18 protein-coding genes are annotated in these 15,889 nt (G+C 51.2%); 13 read left to right on the top strand and 5 right to left on the bottom strand.

Translation table 11 applies throughout. The features are described 5' to 3' along the window. Positions 1-15: 15 nt before the first annotated feature. Entirely contained in the window at positions 16-1,050 is a 1,035-nt protein-coding gene (locus KO512_RS09365) for a type IV pilus twitching motility protein PilT (RefSeq protein ID WP_215952084.1), read from the bottom strand. Between the two features lie 362 nt (positions 1,051-1,412). Here KO512_RS09365 and KO512_RS09360 point away from each other — a divergent pair, with 362 nt between their 5' ends. The 11 genes from KO512_RS09360 (at position 1,413) to KO512_RS09310 (ending at position 10,116) form a co-directional block, all read left to right on the top strand. Further along, a complete protein-coding gene (locus KO512_RS09360; RefSeq protein WP_215952083.1) occupies positions 1,413-2,111 on the top strand; it encodes a YggS family pyridoxal phosphate-dependent enzyme in 699 nt (232 codons plus the stop codon). Positions 2,112-2,171: 60 nt separating this feature from the next. Beyond that, complete coding sequence (proC, locus tag KO512_RS09355; protein WP_215952082.1) at positions 2,172-2,996, top strand: pyrroline-5-carboxylate reductase; 825 nt, start codon at positions 2,172-2,174, stop codon at positions 2,994-2,996. A 127-nt stretch (positions 2,997-3,123) separates the two neighbouring features. Next, positions 3,124-3,681 carry a YggT family protein gene (locus tag KO512_RS09350; RefSeq protein WP_215952081.1) on the top strand — a complete coding sequence of 186 codons (558 nt, stop codon included), beginning with the start codon at positions 3,124-3,126 and terminating at the stop codon, positions 3,679-3,681. 8 nt (positions 3,682-3,689) lie between these two features. Then, complete coding sequence (locus KO512_RS09345; RefSeq protein ID WP_215952080.1) at positions 3,690-3,983, top strand: DUF167 domain-containing protein; 294 nt, start codon at positions 3,690-3,692, stop codon at positions 3,981-3,983. A 138-nt stretch (positions 3,984-4,121) separates the two neighbouring features. Then, positions 4,122-5,288, top strand: coding sequence for a homoserine O-succinyltransferase MetX (gene metX, locus KO512_RS09340; RefSeq protein ID WP_215952079.1), 1,167 nt, complete (start codon positions 4,122-4,124; stop codon positions 5,286-5,288). Further along, positions 5,288-5,878: a methionine biosynthesis protein MetW gene (metW, locus tag KO512_RS09335; protein WP_215952078.1), complete on the top strand. Its 591-nt coding sequence runs from the start codon at positions 5,288-5,290 to the stop codon at positions 5,876-5,878. Before metX ends, metW begins: the two co-directional genes overlap by 1 nt. An 11-nt stretch (positions 5,879-5,889) precedes the next feature. Further along, on the top strand, positions 5,890-6,369 hold the full coding sequence (locus KO512_RS09330; protein WP_252734948.1) for a DUF4426 domain-containing protein: 480 nt from the start codon (positions 5,890-5,892) through the stop codon (positions 6,367-6,369). A 40-nt stretch (positions 6,370-6,409) separates the two neighbouring features. After that, positions 6,410-7,009, top strand: a complete 600-nt coding sequence (rdgB, locus tag KO512_RS09325; protein WP_215952076.1) for an RdgB/HAM1 family non-canonical purine NTP pyrophosphatase — start codon at positions 6,410-6,412, stop codon at positions 7,007-7,009. 1 nt (position 7,010) lies between these two features. After that, positions 7,011-8,153: a radical SAM family heme chaperone HemW gene (gene hemW, locus KO512_RS09320; protein ID WP_215952075.1), complete on the top strand. Its 1,143-nt coding sequence runs from the start codon at positions 7,011-7,013 to the stop codon at positions 8,151-8,153. Positions 8,154-8,351: 198 nt separating this feature from the next. Beyond that, a complete protein-coding gene (locus KO512_RS09315) occupies positions 8,352-9,245 on the top strand; it encodes a DMT family transporter (RefSeq protein WP_215952074.1) in 894 nt (297 codons plus the stop codon). Next, positions 9,238-10,116, top strand: coding sequence for a methylated-DNA--[protein]-cysteine S-methyltransferase (locus KO512_RS09310; protein ID WP_215952073.1), 879 nt, complete (start codon positions 9,238-9,240; stop codon positions 10,114-10,116). The genes KO512_RS09315 and KO512_RS09310 overlap by 8 nt, the downstream gene beginning before the upstream one ends. Positions 10,117-10,194: 78 nt before the next feature. Here KO512_RS09310 and KO512_RS09305 read toward each other — a convergent pair whose 3' ends face one another. The 4 genes from KO512_RS09305 to KO512_RS09290 form a co-directional block, all read right to left on the bottom strand. Further along, positions 10,195-10,821, bottom strand: a complete 627-nt coding sequence (locus KO512_RS09305; protein WP_215952072.1) for a response regulator transcription factor — start codon at positions 10,819-10,821, stop codon at positions 10,195-10,197. Between the two features lie 39 nt (positions 10,822-10,860). Continuing rightward, positions 10,861-12,387 (bottom strand): PAS domain S-box protein, encoded by a 1,527-nt coding sequence (locus tag KO512_RS09300; RefSeq protein ID WP_215952071.1) that lies wholly within the window; start codon positions 12,385-12,387, stop codon positions 10,861-10,863. A 91-nt stretch (positions 12,388-12,478) separates the two neighbouring features. Beyond that, positions 12,479-13,024: a hydrolase gene (locus KO512_RS09295; protein WP_215952070.1), complete on the bottom strand. Its 546-nt coding sequence runs from the start codon at positions 13,022-13,024 to the stop codon at positions 12,479-12,481. Positions 13,025-13,029: 5 nt separating this feature from the next. Further along, the gene (locus tag KO512_RS09290; protein ID WP_215952069.1) at positions 13,030-13,470 is read right to left on the bottom strand and encodes a MaoC family dehydratase; all 441 of its coding nucleotides are present in this window, start codon (positions 13,468-13,470) and stop codon (positions 13,030-13,032) included. 206 nt (positions 13,471-13,676) lie between these two features. Here KO512_RS09290 and KO512_RS09285 point away from each other — a divergent pair, with 206 nt between their 5' ends. Further along, complete coding sequence (locus tag KO512_RS09285; protein WP_215952068.1) at positions 13,677-15,056, top strand: malonyl-CoA decarboxylase; 1,380 nt, start codon at positions 13,677-13,679, stop codon at positions 15,054-15,056. Positions 15,057-15,106: 50 nt separating this feature from the next. Beyond that, positions 15,107-15,850 carry an acetoacetyl-CoA reductase gene (gene phbB / locus KO512_RS09280; protein ID WP_215952067.1) on the top strand — a complete coding sequence of 248 codons (744 nt, stop codon included), beginning with the start codon at positions 15,107-15,109 and terminating at the stop codon, positions 15,848-15,850. Positions 15,851-15,889 lie beyond the last annotated feature (39 nt).

Raw genomic sequence — 15,889 nt, 5'->3', positions numbered from 1 at the left:
AAACACCGCTCCGTATTAGAAATTCGTAGAATTCATGGCTTTAGCACGTGCAGCTTCACGGGTAATGACACCTTTTTTCACCAAATCAGCCAGTGACTGATCCAGCGTAACCATACCGAAACTGGCACCGGTTTGAATCGCTGAGTACATCTGTGCCACTTTATCTTCACGAATCAGGTTACGTATCGCCGGTGTGCCGACCATAATCTCATGGGCCGCCACTCGACCACCTTTCGGTTTTTTCAACAATGTCTGAGAGATAACCCCTTGCAGAGACTCCGATAACATAGAACGCACCATCGATTTCTCGGCAGCGGGGAATACATCGATAATACGGTCAATGGTTTTAGCCGCGGAGGTGGTGTGCAAGGTGCCAAACACCAAGTGGCCGGTTTCAGCTGCCGTAAGCGCCAGACGGATAGTCTCAAGATCTCGCATCTCACCTACAAGGATGATATCCGGGTCTTCACGTAACGCCGAGCGGAGGGCTTCATCAAACCCAAGTGTATCTCGGTGAACCTCACGCTGGTTAACTAGGCACTTCTTACTCTGATGGACAAATTCGATAGGATCTTCAATGGTCAGAATATGCTCATTACGGGTATCGTTGATGTAATCCACCATCGCCGCCAACGTGGTACTTTTACCCGAACCCGTAGGGCCGGTCACCAGCACCAAGCCTCTGGGGTTTTCCGCTAGGTTACGAAACACTTGTCCCATTCCTAGATCATCCATGGTCAATACACGACTAGGGATGGTCCGGAAAACAGCAGCAGCACCGCGGTTTTGGTTAAATGCGTTAACACGAAAACGTGCCAAGCCCGGCACTTCGAATGAGAAGTCGGTTTCAAACCGCTCTTCATAATCCTTACGCTGCCGATCGTTCATGATGTCGTAAATCAGCGTATGAACCTGCTTATGCTCCAGAGAAGGCAGTTTAATCCTGCGGACCTCACCATCAACCCGAATAACCGGAGGCATGCCCGCGGTGATATGGAGGTCGGATGCTCCTTGCTGAACGGTAAAAGATAAAAGTTCTGTAATATCCATGGCTTCTCTGGTGTTTAGGGAGCCGACCAGCAGCTCCGTTGATTATCTGTAAGCGTCACAGCCTTAACCAAAAAGGATTAATAAATCGCGCATGACCCTTCCCATAATAAAAGCAGTCACCCTGCTTATAAAGGCCTTAACCCCTATTTGGGTCAGCTTTAGGGATGATTTACCGTAAACAGTGGAAAAACATCCTAGCATCTATCGAATCTCCCTTTACCCAACGGCAAATATTCACGGGTTAATTCGGGTTCTCTGGTATGATACTGCCTTAACCCTAACGGGTTGCAGCGTATAATATAAGTACTGTATGTCCGTTTTATCAGAATCACTCATCATAGCCAATCGCTAGTTTTTACAATATGACACAGATAACAGATCGTCTCGACCAGCTTCGCGCACAAATCTCTGCCGCAGCAACACAAGCACAACGGCAACCACAGAGTATAAAACTGCTGGCGGTCAGCAAAACACGTCCGGCTGATGAGTTACGTCAAGCGTGGTCCGATGGACAACGGGATTTTGGTGAAAACTATCTCCAAGAAGCGCTGGACAAGATGGATGCCCTCAGCGATCTGGATATTTGCTGGCACTTTATCGGCCCAATACAGTCCAACAAAACTCGGCCAATTGCTGAGAATTTTAGCTGGGTACACAGTGTTGACCGTTTTAAGGTCGCTCAACGACTCAATGATCAACGCCCTGCAGGCATGTCGCCATTAAATATCTGCCTTCAGGTCAATATTAGCGAAGAAGCGAGTAAGTCCGGCGTCCTTCCCGCTGAGTTAACCGCGCTGGCCACCGAGGTCGCCACCTTAGAGAATATCCGATTACGTGGGCTAATGGCGATTCCTGCTAGCAGCAATGATCCGCAACGTCAGCGAGCGCCCTTTGCGCAGATGCGTGAATTATTAACAACCCTACAACAGTTGTTGCCCAACGCCCCGCTCGATACACTCTCAATGGGTATGTCGAGTGACATGGAAGCGGCTATTTTGGAAGGCGCAACAATAGTACGCATCGGTACGGCACTGTTTGGCCCTCGGGATTATAGTCAATAGACTCTCTGAGCCTTAAAGCAGAGTTAACTTTACAGATAATTTTAAGATCAGGAATTTAACGTGAGTACACAACCAACACTGGCATTTATCGGCGCCGGCAACATGGCTCGGGCGATCATCGGCGGACTGCTCAGCAACGGCTACCCAGCCGCTAACATCTGGACCACCGGCACTCAGTTAGAAAAACTGGCTGACCTTAAGCAACAAGGGATGCATACCACAACCGATAACAACGCCGCCGTCGCAGCCGCAGACATTGTCATTCTCGCCGTTAAGCCGCAGATATTAAAAACCGTTGCTCAGTCGATGGCCGAAGCGGTACAGCAACATCAGCCGCTGATCGTGTCAGTGGCCGCAGGCGTACTTTGCAACAGCTTAGAACAATGGCTCGGCGGCAATATTGCACTGGTACGCTGTATGCCAAATACGCCGTCGCTGGTACAAAAAGGCGCCTGTGGTCTTTATGCTAATCCACAGGTTTCAGATACCCAGCGTCAACAGACAGAACAGGTGATGCAAGCGACTGGGCTGGCCCTATGGGTTGATAACGAACCGCAACTCGATGCCGTGACAGCAGTTTCCGGTAGTGGCCCGGCTTACTACTTCTTAATCATGGAAGCGATGGTCGCTGCCGGTGAAAAACTCGGACTGAGCCACGAAATAGCGCAACAGCTAACGATTCAGACGGCCTTAGGTGCCGCAGAGATGGCCCGTCAAAGCGATGTTGAACCCGCCGAATTGCGTCGCCGAGTCTGTTCGCCGAACGGTACTACCGAACAAGCGATTAAAACCTTCATCGCGCAAGGACTGCCTGAGATCATCGATAACGGCATGCAAGCCTGTAGCAATAGAGCACAAGCGATGGCTGAAGAGCTGGGTAAATAACCAGATGATATAAAAAGCCTTTCTTCGGTTCATAGTCACCGGGAAAGGCTCTATACTCTGGGTCAGTCTTATGACGGCCCAGAGCCCATAAAAATTCAACCAGATACAGGTAACAGGAACAGAGACAATGGGATCCGATCCGCTCAGTTCAATCATTCAGCTGTTCGGCCAGCTATATGCGTTTATTGTAGTGCTACGCTTTTTACTACAGGTCGCGAAAGCCGACTATTACAACCCGATTTGTCAGGCTGTCGTTAAAATTACGGCAGTGCCATTAGCGCCGTTGCATCGTATCTTGCCACGCCCAGCGAATATCGACATGTCACCGCTGGTGCTGGCATTTGTTATCAACATTGCCACTTGGGTCGCTATCCTGCTATTTAAGGGCCAGAGTATTGGCGATAACTTCACCGCTATGTTGGTGCTGTCAGGTGTTGGCGTGCTAGACACCATCTTAACCATCTATTTTTATGCGGTAATCGGTTCCGTGATTATCAGCTGGGTTGCACCGGGGAGTTACCATCCAGGACCACAACTGATTACCCAACTGACCGAGCCGGTATTTGGCCTAGCCCGTAGGGTTATCCCCTCGCTGGGCGGCCTCGATCTATCACCCATTTTGATCTTTTTCGTGATCCAGATCGCCCGTTCACAGCTCAGTAGCCTGACCCACTTCCTACTCTGAGGTTGGTCATGGCAGACTTTTATAGCTGGCAGGATGATAGCTTGATTCTTCGCTGTCACCTGCAACCGAAAGCCAGCAATGATGCGATTGTTGGCCTACACGATGATAGTGTTAAAATACGCATCACGGCACCGCCGATAGAAGGCAAAGCCAATGCCCATCTGATAAAATTTCTCGCGAAACAGTTTGGCGTGGCAAAGAGTTCTGTCACCATCCTCAAAGGTGAGCTGGGCCGGCAGAAACGAGTAAAGATCGAACAACCTAAAAAATTCCCTGAAACACTAACGATTGAGCACCACTGAAGTGATACTGATATCTCTGCATAATGACCGCCCGACAGGCTATCTGATCTTAGATAGCAAGGCGCTGTTATACGAAATGTGAAGCTCGACCGGGTCTGTCAGCAACATTTTTTCAGTTATCTGCGTTAAGAGAACATTATGCCTCAATCATTTCCTGAAGATTCTGTCGGTATCGTCACACCGCAAACAATCTGTTTTGACCAACCGTTACCACTGGCCTGTGGTCGCCAACTCGACCGCTATGAACTCATCATCGAAACCTACGGCAGCCTCAATGCGGATGCCTCCAACGCTATTTTGGTCTGTCATGCGCTATCCGGTAATCAACATCTAGCCGGTTACAACAGTGCTGATGAAACCAAGCCCGGCTGGTGGGATTCGGCGATTGGACCGGGCAAACCGATCGATACCAACACCTTTTTTGTTATCGGCCTGAATAACCTGGGCGGCTGTCATGGCTCCACTGGGCCACAGAGTATCAACCCAGAAACCGGCAAACCCTTCGGCCCTGATTTTCCCATTATGACGGTTCCTGATTGGGTCGAGAGCCAAGCGCGCCTCGCCAATCACTTCGGTATTCAGCAATGGGCCGCCGTTGTCGGCGGCAGTCTCGGCGGTATGCAGGCACTCCAATGGGCAATCGACTACCCAGAACGGTTGCGCCACTGCCTGATTATTGCCGCAGCACCAAAGCTCAGCGCCCAGAATATCGCCTTTAATGAAGTCGCCCGACAAGCGATCACCCGTGATCCCGATTTTAATAACGGGCACTTCTACGAAAACGGCAAGGTACCTAAAACCGGCCTAATGCTGGCGCGCATGCTCGGACACATCACCTATCTGTCCGATGATGGCATGCGAGAAAAATTTGGCCGGGAACTGAGAGAGGGTAAACTCAGCTACGATTTTAACCCTCAGTTTGAAGTGGAAACCTATCTGCATTATCAGGGTGAGCGTTTCTCCACCGCGTTTGACGCTAATACTTATCTGCTCATGACTAAGGCGCTGGATTACTTCGATCCCGCCGCTGATTATGGTGATGATCTGGCCGCAGCCGTCCACAACGCTCGGTGTAAATTTATGCTCATTGCCTTTACCTCCGACTGGCGCTTTGCTCCTCAACGCTCGCGCGAAATTGTCGATGCACTGGTAGCCGCCGAAAAACAGGTAAGTTATGCCGAAGTAGACTCCGATCACGGCCACGATGCATTTTTGATTCCAACCCCTCGCTATATGGATATTTACGCCGCCTATATGAAACAGGTCGCAAACGATATTCCCAGCACCGCTAAGGAGAACAACTAATGCGCGCTGATCTGGAAATTATTCAAGAGTGGGTAAAACCCGGCAGTAAAGTGCTCGATCTTGGCTGTGGTGACGGTGAACTGCTGTCCTATCTGCACCAGCAGAAACAAACGCGCGGCTATGGCGTGGAAGTGGACCACGACAACATCACCGCCTGCCTCGAAAAAGGGGTCAATGTTATCGAGATCAATATCGATGACGGCCTTGCCAGTATCGATGACCATAGCTTTGACACCGTCATTATGACCCAAGCGCTACAGGTGATGACCCGTCCGGATCAGATTGTCGATGAAATGCTCCGAATCGGTAAAGAGTGCATCGTCACCTTTCCTAACTTTGGCCATTGGCGCGCCCGGGGCTATCTGGCATTTCGCGGCAGAATGCCGGTTTCGAAGTTCCTGCCCTATACTTGGTACAACACGCCCAATATCCATTTCTGTACCTTTAAAGATTTTGAACAACTGTGCGTCGAACGAAACGTCCATATCCTTGACCGCACCGTTGTGGATAATCAACATAAACATCACTGGTCGATCCGCCTCTGGCCCAACATGCTGGGCGAAGTCGCCATTTACCGGATCACCCGCTAGGGAGAATGACAATGCAACAACGCTTCAATCACAGAATTTTTACCAAGCTATCAGCCGCTCTGATTATGATGGCGGCGCTATTAAGCACCACGATGAGCAGCACCGCCAGTGCCGAGCAGATGGTCACCCATGGCGACTATATGATTCACTATAACGCCTTTAACAGCAGCTTTATCCAGCCTGATGTCGCTGCGTCCTATGGTATCCAGCGCAGTAAAACCAAGGGCTTATTGAATATCTCTGTGCTGCAAAAACAAGCGGATGGCAGCACCAAGCCGGTAACAGCGGTAGTCGCTGGCGATGTGATCAGTCTGACCTCACAAAAGCAGACACTGAATTTTCAAACGATCAAAGAAACCGGCGCGCTGTACTATATCGGTGAGTTTGTCTTTACTGATGATCAGGTACTGCGATTTGACCTGAAAGTGCAGCCAGATCCTAATCTGCCCGCTTACAGCATCAAATTTGAGCAACGCTTTTATATCGACTAAGCCGTCGGCTCACTTAACGCGTCTAAATAAAAGGTTTTCCATGACCCGTCAAATCGTTCTTGCCAGTGGCAATAAAGGCAAACTGAAAGAGTTTAATCAGGTATTGGGCGATCTGGGGGTTGAAGTCGTCCCTCAGTCACAGTTCAATGTGCCGGATGCCGACGAAACCGGCCTCAGCTTTGTTGAAAACGCCATTATTAAAGCCCGTCACGCCTGTCAGCTAACCGGACTACCGGCACTAGCTGACGATTCGGGGCTCGAAGTCGATGCATTAAACGGCGCACCGGGCATCTATTCCGCCCGCTTCGCCGGTGCTGGCGCAACCGATGCCAAGAATAATCAAAAGCTATTACAGCTATTAGAGGGCACTTCACCCGAGCAGCGTAGCGCCCGGTTTCGCTGTGTCCTCGTGTTTATGCGCCATGCGGAAGACCCCACTCCGCTCATCTGCCAGGGAAGCTGGGAGGGGCAAATCCTGCCGCTGCCTCAGGGTGATAATGGCTTCGGCTACGACCCTCTATTTTTAGTCCCTGGGCTGGATATCGCTTCGGCTCAGTTGCCCCCTGAGCAGAAAAATAAAATTAGTCACCGAGGACAAGCCGTACAACAGCTTATCCAGTTAATCCCGGCCTACCTTTAAGATGCTCAGCCTGCCGCCGCTATCGCTCTACATCCATATTCCTTGGTGTGTGCGCAAATGTCCCTATTGTGACTTCAACTCCCACGCGGTAACCGGCGAAATCCCGCAGCAACGCTACATCGATGCATTGATGCGGGATCTCGATCAAGAACTCCCTGGTGTGCAAGGGCGAGAGATCGAAACCATCTTTATCGGCGGCGGCACCCCCAGCCTATTTAATGCTGCTGGGATTCAACAGATCCTTAGCGGCATTGCTGCACGCACGCCCCTCGCGGCCAATGCCGAAATCACGATGGAAGCCAACCCCGGCACCTTCGAGCAGGAACGTTTTGCTGGCTTTCGAGCCGCTGGCGTCAACCGCTTATCCATCGGTGTACAGAGCTTTGATAGCGCTCGCTTGCAACAGCTAGGGCGCATCCATAACAGCCAAGATGCCATTCTCGCCGCCAGCAAAGCTCGGGAGATCGGCTTTGATAATTTCAATCTCGATCTGATGCATGGTTTGCCACAGCAAACACCCGAAGCGGCACTGGCCGACCTACAGCAGGCGATCGATCTACAGCCAACCCATCTCTCTTGGTATCAACTGACGATCGAGCCCAATACCGAGTTTTTCAGCAAGCCACCAAATCTGCCTGAAGATGAAGCCCTCTGGGCCATACAGGAACAGGGCCAAGCGCTGCTACAGCTACACGGTTACCACCAATACGAGATCTCCGCTTACAGTCAGCCGAACCGACAGTCGCGCCATAATATGAATTACTGGCAATTTGGTGATTACCTCGGCATCGGTGCTGGCGCCCATGGCAAAATCAGCTGGTCGGCACAAAACCGCATTACTCGCCGTTGGAAGCAACGCCAGCCGAAAGCTTATATGAATGCCTTGAACCCGCTCTCCGGCGAGCAGGATATCAGCCTTGAAGAGCGGCCCTTCGAGTTTATGATGAATGCGTTACGGCTAACCGATGGCGTTGAAACCGCTCTGTTTAACCAGCGCACCGGCCTAACGCTGGACACCATCGCCCCCATGCTGCAACAAGCACACCAGCGAAGCTTGCTACTAAACGAAACGGAACGGCTGGCGCCCTCTCCTCAAGGACGGCTGTTTTTGAATGATCTGCTTGAGCTTTTTCTCGACGACTAACGGCCAACCTAAAGCAAGCTACTCATCGCAACAATCGGGTAGCGTTAAACAGATAAATCGCCGACACTGTCCTGGCTAAGCTCATCGCTACAGGCATAACGGGCTATAAAGACATTAATAAAACACCTACTTCAGCCACATTCAGCGTCATACGCTGCTAGCGATCAACACCGTTATTGGTTTACATGGATAAAGCCGATGAAGTTTAAAAACCTAATACAGCTTCTGCTGCTAGCTGCTCTCTGGGGCGGATCTTTTCTATTTATGCGGATTGCATCACCGGTGATCGGGCCAGCAATCATGATTGAACTGCGGTTGCTACTGGCGGCGCTGTTTCTCTTAGGCATTGCCTTATTATTACGCCGCCGTTTGCCATTACGACAACACTGGAAACATTTTGCCATGCTTGGCTGGTTTAACACCGCCATGCCTTTTCTGCTACTCGGGTTTGCCGCTCAAACACTGTCGGCCTCGTTATTGTCGATACTCAACGCCACCGCGCCAATCTGGGGCAACCTATTGATCGCATTACGCTTTCGTAAACCGATAACGCTCACAACCCTGATCGGATTACTCGCCGGTATTATAGGCGTCGCCATCTTGTTAGGCTTCGATCCCATACTGCTTCAACCCGGCTCAGGCGTAGCAGTCATCGCCGGACTGGTTGCTGCGTTGAGTTATGGCATCGCTAGCTGTTATGCACAGGGGGCTGATCATGTTGAGCCTTTTACCAATGCTCACGGCAGTATGTGGGCCGCCAGCTTGCTTTTAATCCCTCTGTTACCTTTTTTTCCGGCGCAAACAACCGATAATCCAACGGTTATCGGCTCGGTGTTACTATTAGGGATTTTCTGCACCGGCTGCGCTTACCTGTTGTACTTCAGGCTGATCACCGATATCGGCGCATCGTCGGCTATCACCGTTATCTTTCTAGTGCCGGTGTTCGGTGTTTTGTGGGGCCACCTGTTTCTCGATGAACAGATCGGTTGGCACACCATTATTGGGGCTATGATTGTGCTCAGTGGCGTTGCCTTGGTAACTCACTTTAATCCACTGACACTACTGCGCAAGAGGCGACTTGCCGATGTCTAATCCCGAGTCTACAGATAATAGCCACACCTATGAGACCATTGCGGCGGCCATTCGCTATATCCGCCAGCATGCCAAGCATCAGCCATCATTGGCCGAGGTCGCAGCAGCGGTGGACTTAAGCGAATATCACCTACAGCGGGTGTTCAGTGCGTGGGCGGGCATCTCCCCCAAACGCTTTCTGCAATACCTGACCAAAGAGCACGCCCTGCAATCACTGAAAAACTCCGCCGATAGCCTGACCGCCGCTTACGCCGCGGGCTTATCCGGCGGTAGCCGCTTGCATGACCTGATGATCAGCTGCGAAGCGCTAACTCCCGGTGAGATTAAAGCCGGTGGTGCCGGGGTTGAGCTGCGTTACGGTGTGGCTCATTCGCCTTTTGGGTTGGCACTGCTCGGCTGGACCCAGCGAGGCTTATGCTATCTAGCATTTCTCGATGATGACACCGAGCGCCATGCCGAGCTCTGTCAACAATGGCCCAACGCCGTTATGCTGCAGGACAACCCGGGCGCTGAAGCGCTATTAAAGAGGATCTTTCCCTCCCGCCCACAACCGCAAAAACTGCATCTGCTGTTACGGGGTACTAACTTTCAAATTAAGGTATGGGAAGCATTATTAAATACCCGTTCCGGGCAGTTTTATTCATACTCGCAATTGGCTGCTGCGACCGGATCGCCGAAAGCACAACGGGCCGTTGGCAGTGCGGTGGGGGCAAACAATATCGGTTATCTCATCCCTTGCCATCGGGTCATCCGTGAAAGTGGCGAAAGCGGTCACTACCGCTGGGGAGCTGAACGTAAGCAAGCGATACATGGCTGGGAATATGCTCAAGCGATGCGAGAGTCAGAAGATGACGAAATGCCTCGCCCTTAATAACTCGTGTTTAATTGTAGCGACCTAACCATCAGCCGCTAACGTTAAGCCTTTAGTTCTAAACTTTAGAGGTAAGGGTTACTGATCGGCATAGCCACTCATCAAACCAAGACTGATCGCCATCTGAATGAGTTCCGACAGTGATTGTGCTGCCATCTTACTCATCAGGTTTGCCCGATGACCCTCAACGGTTTTACGGCTAATACCTAACACATCGGCAATATCCTGATTACCCAACCCTTGAGCGACCTGTTCGAACACCTGCCGCTCACGCTTGGTCAACGCCGCATAATGCTGCTGTACCGCTTGGCGTTTCTGTTGGCTGCTGCGCTGGGCGAGATCCTGCGCCAAGGCTTGCTGCACATGATCGAGTAATAACTGATCATTAAAGGGTTTTTCGATAAAGGTGCGGGCCCCTTGGGTCATGGCGGTAACAGCCATATTCACGCTGCCGTGACCCGAGATCATAATGAGGGGAAGATCGACCTGATAATCAGGCAGTTGCTTCTGCGCACTGATACCGCTCAAGCCCGGCATCCGCACATCCATGACAATACAACCACTGGTGCCGGGCACAAAGCTATCTAAAAACGCTTGGGCATTATCAAACGCGGCGACCGTCAGCCCGACAGATTCGAGTAACCATTGCAGTGAATCTCGCACATCGACATCATCATCTACTACATATACCGTCTGTTTAACCATATTGCTCTTATCATCAATTAATCATATTGTGACGGGATTCTACTCGGCGGTAGGCAGTGTAAAACTAAATTTAGCGCCACCCGCCGGACGGTTTTCCGCTTGTAGCTGGCCACCATGACGCTCGATCAGGGTTCGGCTGATCGCTAGCCCCATACCGAGCCCATCCGCTTTGGTGGTAAAAAACTGCTCAAATAACTGTTCTGGATCGGCGGGTAAACCCGGCCCCTGATCCAGCACCGAGATTATAACCTGACCCGCTTGATCCGTTGAAGCCTCCAACCACACCTTCAGCGGTGACTGATGATCTTCACGGTGGCAGGCTTCGATACCATTGAGCAGCAGATTAAGCAGTATCTGTTCCAACTGGATCCGATCGGCATAGACCTCGGGGAGCACCACCGATAGGTTATTTTCCAGCAGCACATGGTGCCGTTTCGCCGCGCTGGCGCAAAAACCAATCAGATCATTCACTAAGGTAGTAAGCGACAGTAACTCCCGCTCAGGTTCGCTTTTGCGGGTAAAGTCCATCATCTGCCGGACAATCTCACCGGCCCTCAGCGCAGTATTGGCGATTTTCTCCAGTGGTTGTGCAATCGCCTCCAAGGCGGATTCTCGATCCGTCTGCAAACGTCGCTGAATCCCGCGCACGTAATTAACCACCGCGGTTAAGGGCTGGTTTATCTCATGAGCCAGTCCTGTGGCCATCTCACCCATGGTAATCAGTCGTGCAGCATGATCGATCTCTTGCTGATACTGCTGCTGTTTGGCTTCGGCCTGTTTAATTGCCGTCATATCGCGCGCGACGGTAGAGAAATATTCCAGTTGGTTATCCAGTGTGCGATGTGCCAGCACCTCTAACATGACGGGAATCGCCCGCTGCTGTCGCCGACTAAACATCTGCGCCTCACCTCGCCAACTGCCCTGATCCCGCGCTTGCGGCAAAGCTTGCTGCTGTAACACCGCATAACTATCGGGAGTAAAGAGTCGATTTAAGGGCAGATCAGAACCATCGACCTCTAATCCTAAAGCATCTCTGGCGGCCTCATTTAATTGGCTGACCCGATGATCCGGCGTCACGAAGGCGACTAAATCACTGCTGTGTTCCAGCACTCGCGCCAAACGGCGGTTCGCTTGTTCGGTATTAATACGCTGACTCACATCCCGCGAGACCACTAAGATCTCTTTTAACTCATCGGTGTGCGGGTCACGAATCGTGCGGCTGGTGCTTTCTAGCCAAGTATAATGGCCATCTTTACAGCGAAATCGGTAGGTATGGGTATATAAGCCCCGCTCATAACTCACACTGGGCGCGCGACGTTTAAAGTTTTCAACATCGTCGGGGTGATATAGCTCATAGGCCGACATCCCGACAATTTCATCGACACTGTAACCCAGCAAGTGGGTAACCGCCGGGGAAACATCGATAAAACACCAGTCGTCTGGGCTATGCCGCGAGATCATATCGGTCGATTGTTCGGCCATCTCGGCCAAAAGCCGGTTCCGCTCGACCTCCGCCGGCGACATCAGGACCTCCGGCGCAGGCTTATGACGATCTGTGGTTTTCATCCCGACAGGCTCCGATAGTTGCTAGGGCATATAATCGCTACTTGAGCAAACCCTCTCGGGCTTACCCAGTAGCGATACCAGATACACTGAATTAGCGTAAGAACTTCATGCTAAAATCCTTAAACTCAGGCACATCAGAGCGTCTCATCCACTCGAAACCGACCATCTCCCGCGTGACAATTTTAACCCCCTCATCTCGCATCCGAGCAATCGCATATTCAGTATCTACAGGATTACGGGCGGAGATTGCGTCGGCGACAACATAGACGGTTTTACCTAGCTCCCGTAAGCGCAGTGCGCTCTGCATCACACAGGCATGGGCTTCCATACCGCAGATTACAAATGTTTCGCAATCCATCGCATCGATGCGAGCGCTGCACTCCGGTGAATCCACACAGGAGAAAAAAGTCTTGGCGATAAAATCATCCGCTGGCAGCAGTGCTTTCAACTCTTCAGTGGTTGGCCCCACACCCCGTGGATATTGCTCAGTGCCCAACACCGGCACATCAACCAATTGCGCCAATTCCATTAACCAACGGCAGTTTTTCACTAACGCTTCACTCTGATGCACGCCTGGCAACAGTTTAGCCTGAACATCAATCACTAGCAGAGCGCATTTTTCTTTATTAATCAGCATCTTGTTTATCCTTTTTGAACTGGACGACGATCGACCATATTAGTCGCCACGCCTTCAGCAACCACCTTACCTTTCACGCTACAGACCGTTTCCATAACCACTCGGCGACGCGCCTCATTAATCTCTATTACCGTTGCCGTGGCCGTCACCGTATCACCAATATAGACCGGCGCTTTAAATGTTAACTGCTGATCCACATAGATCGCACCCGGCCCTGGCATGCGCGTCCCCAGTACTGCAGAGATCAACGCCGCACTAAACATACCATGGACAATACGCTGACCAAACATCGTTTGGGCAGCATATTCGGCGTTAATGTGCACCGGGTTATCATCGCCAGACACCCCCGCAAATAGCACCACATCCGCTTCCGTCACGGTTTTGGCATAGCTCGCCGTTTGTCCTACGACTAAATCTTCCAAGTAAAACCCGTGTAAATCATCCATCGTTTCATCCTCAATCATTGTTATTCTGGCCCTTAATGCAGGCGATGAGATAGCTCTCTGGGCTCAACAGTAATGGTTTTTACCTATAAAACCAAGTAAAAACCCTTGGTTTTATTATTCAATCCTGCTACTTTTACTCGAAACCTGCCCTGATGCACCGTTAAAAAACAGCGCCCTTAACAAAATAGCGCCGGGAGAAAACGATAATGACCCAGACCACGCTCACCTCAGAGGAAGCACCCTCATTACTCGGACGCACTATTGGCCACCTGCGACGTATTTGGCGAACCTCCTCAAGCAACGCCCTCGCCGATGAGTTACAACTCAGCCCCGCATTAGAGCCAGGCGACTCTGAACAGCTCATTCAGTGGATGGATAGCTGCCTACGCCAAGAGTGCAATGAGATCACTGCCCGCAGCCGTGCCGTCATTCTTGGGCGCAGCTATCTAAGGCTGAACCAACAGGGCCGCAGCCGCTTTTTGCTGCTCCTCGCCGAGCACTACGGCATCAACAACGAACAGGTCGAAGCCTGTTTCCAACAGTGGCAAAACGCACCGGAGGAACAACGTGCCGAAGCGGTGCAGCAATTAAGAGACTCCCTAGACCCACCTCGATTGCGTCTGCTGACCCAATTTAACGGCTTGCCTGAGGGGGTAAAATTTCTCGTGGATATGCGCGCTGAACTTCTGACGCTGAAAAGAACTTATCCACAGCTCGCCGAATTAGAAGGCGATCTAAAACGTTTACTGATCGGCTGGTTTGATATTGGTTTACTGCAACTAGAACAAATTACTTGGCAATCCAGTGCCGAACGGCTGGAAAAACTGATCGCCTATGAAGCGGTACACGAAATTCAAAGCTGGGATGACCTAAAAAACCGACTCGATTCCGACCGTCGCTGCTTTGCATTCTTTCACCCCAACATGCCCAACGAGCCACTGATCTTCGTTGAGGTCGCACTGGTGCAAGGCTTAGCCGATAACATTCAAACATTATTAGATGAAAGCGCACCTTTACAGGATATACAGCAAGCCGACACCGCGATTTTCTATTCGATATCGAATGCTCAACAGGGATTAGCCGGTATCAGTTTCGGCAACTTTCTGATCAAGCGAGTGGTTGCCAGACTGCAACAGGAATATCCTCAGTTAACACAGTTTTCAACCCTCTCACCGATGCCCGGCTTCTGTCGCTGGCTAGCTAAACAGGATAGCGCTGAACTCGAACAGCTGCCCGGCGGTAAACAATGGCTACAGCTCAGCACCGATCTCGATATCACCGTTGATGAACCACCCACTGAAGCCAGCGAGCCCTTATTGAATCTGGCCTGCTATTACCTTAGCCAAGCCAAAAAAAGAGGTCACTTTAGTGCTGACCCTGTGGCCCATTTCCATCTGACCAATGGTGCTCAGATCGCCCAGTTGAACTGGCTGGCTGACTCCTCAGCAAAAGGCTTACAGCAATCCGGCGGCATCATGGTCAATTATCTCTACCAATTACCGCATATTGAATCGCGCAGTCAGGATTACAACCAGCAAGGTTCGATCGCACTGGCCCAAAACCTGAAATCAAGACTCAAGCGATAACCTCAATACGCAGCCATAACCAATAAATATAATATCGATAGGAGAACAACATGACCCAACGTATAGCAGTCGTCACCGGAGCCAACGGTGGTTTAGGCGAAGCTATGTGTAAAGCGATGTCCGATCAAGGCCATAAAGTCGTAGGAAGCTACCTGCCGGGCACCGATAGTGACGCCCAAGCTTGGCAACAAGCGATGCAGACAGCGGGCTATGACATCACGATCTATCCCGCGGATGTCACCGATTACGATAGCTGCTGCAGCTTTGTCGCGCAGGTCGAACGCGAACTTGGACCGATCGACATTCTGGTGAACAACGCCGGTATCACCCGTGATGCTCCCCTCAAACGTATGCAGCCAGAGCAGTGGCAGGCAGTACTGCGCACCAATCTCGATTCCATGTACAACATGTGTCAGCCGGTGTTTGACGCCATGTGCAACCGTGGCTTTGGCCGGATCGTTAACATCTCTTCGCTAAACGGTGAACAGGGTCAGTTTGGTCAAGCAAACTATTCTGCCGCTAAAGCGGGTATCTATGGTTTCACCAAGGCAATTGCCAAAGAGGGAGCCCGCAAAGGCGTTACCGTTAATGCTGTCTCCCCAGGTTTTATCGACACCCCGATGGTGCGCCAAATACCGGCGAATGTATTAGAGTCGATTGTCGCTGGCATCCCTGTAGGTCGTCTTGGACAACCGGAAGAGATCTCCCGCGCGGTAGCATTTTTAACCGCTGAGGAAGCTGGCTATATCACTGGGACGAACCTCTCGGTCAATGGCGGCGAGTATATGAGCTAACCTCAAGCCACTGAATTAAGGCGTTCCGCTCAGCAGTAA

It is taken from the genome of Amphritea atlantica, assembly GCF_018860855.1.
Taxonomy (GTDB): Bacteria; Pseudomonadota; Gammaproteobacteria; order Pseudomonadales; family Balneatricaceae; genus Amphritea; species Amphritea atlantica_A.
Note: the sequence above shows the minus strand (reverse complement) of the source record. Positions and strands in the feature narration are given on the sequence as shown.

Excerpts from the sequence above, each read along its gene's own strand:
- KO512_RS09365 (WP_215952084.1), bottom strand. The coding sequence starts at position 1,050 with ATGGATATTACAGAACTTTTATCTTTTACCGTTCAGCAAGGAGCATCC.
- KO512_RS09360 (WP_215952083.1), top strand. The coding sequence starts at position 1,413 with ATGACACAGATAACAGATCGTCTCGACCAGCTTCGCGCACAAATCTCT.
- KO512_RS09350 (WP_215952081.1), top strand. The coding sequence starts at position 3,124 with ATGGGATCCGATCCGCTCAGTTCAATCATTCAGCTGTTCGGCCAGCTA.
- KO512_RS09345 (WP_215952080.1), top strand. The coding sequence starts at position 3,690 with ATGGCAGACTTTTATAGCTGGCAGGATGATAGCTTGATTCTTCGCTGT.
- metX (WP_215952079.1), top strand. The coding sequence starts at position 4,122 with ATGCCTCAATCATTTCCTGAAGATTCTGTCGGTATCGTCACACCGCAA.
- metW (WP_215952078.1), top strand. The coding sequence starts at position 5,288 with ATGCGCGCTGATCTGGAAATTATTCAAGAGTGGGTAAAACCCGGCAGT.
- KO512_RS09330 (WP_252734948.1), top strand. The coding sequence starts at position 5,890 with ATGCAACAACGCTTCAATCACAGAATTTTTACCAAGCTATCAGCCGCT.
- rdgB (WP_215952076.1), top strand. The coding sequence starts at position 6,410 with ATGACCCGTCAAATCGTTCTTGCCAGTGGCAATAAAGGCAAACTGAAA.
- hemW (WP_215952075.1), top strand. The coding sequence starts at position 7,011 with ATGCTCAGCCTGCCGCCGCTATCGCTCTACATCCATATTCCTTGGTGT.
- KO512_RS09315 (WP_215952074.1), top strand. The coding sequence starts at position 8,352 with ATGAAGTTTAAAAACCTAATACAGCTTCTGCTGCTAGCTGCTCTCTGG.
- KO512_RS09310 (WP_215952073.1), top strand. The coding sequence starts at position 9,238 with ATGTCTAATCCCGAGTCTACAGATAATAGCCACACCTATGAGACCATT.
- KO512_RS09305 (WP_215952072.1), bottom strand. The coding sequence starts at position 10,821 with ATGGTTAAACAGACGGTATATGTAGTAGATGATGATGTCGATGTGCGA.
- KO512_RS09300 (WP_215952071.1), bottom strand. The coding sequence starts at position 12,387 with ATGAAAACCACAGATCGTCATAAGCCTGCGCCGGAGGTCCTGATGTCG.
- KO512_RS09295 (WP_215952070.1), bottom strand. The coding sequence starts at position 13,024 with ATGCTGATTAATAAAGAAAAATGCGCTCTGCTAGTGATTGATGTTCAG.
- KO512_RS09290 (WP_215952069.1), bottom strand. The coding sequence starts at position 13,470 with ATGGATGATTTACACGGGTTTTACTTGGAAGATTTAGTCGTAGGACAA.
- KO512_RS09285 (WP_215952068.1), top strand. The coding sequence starts at position 13,677 with ATGACCCAGACCACGCTCACCTCAGAGGAAGCACCCTCATTACTCGGA.
- phbB (WP_215952067.1), top strand. The coding sequence starts at position 15,107 with ATGACCCAACGTATAGCAGTCGTCACCGGAGCCAACGGTGGTTTAGGC.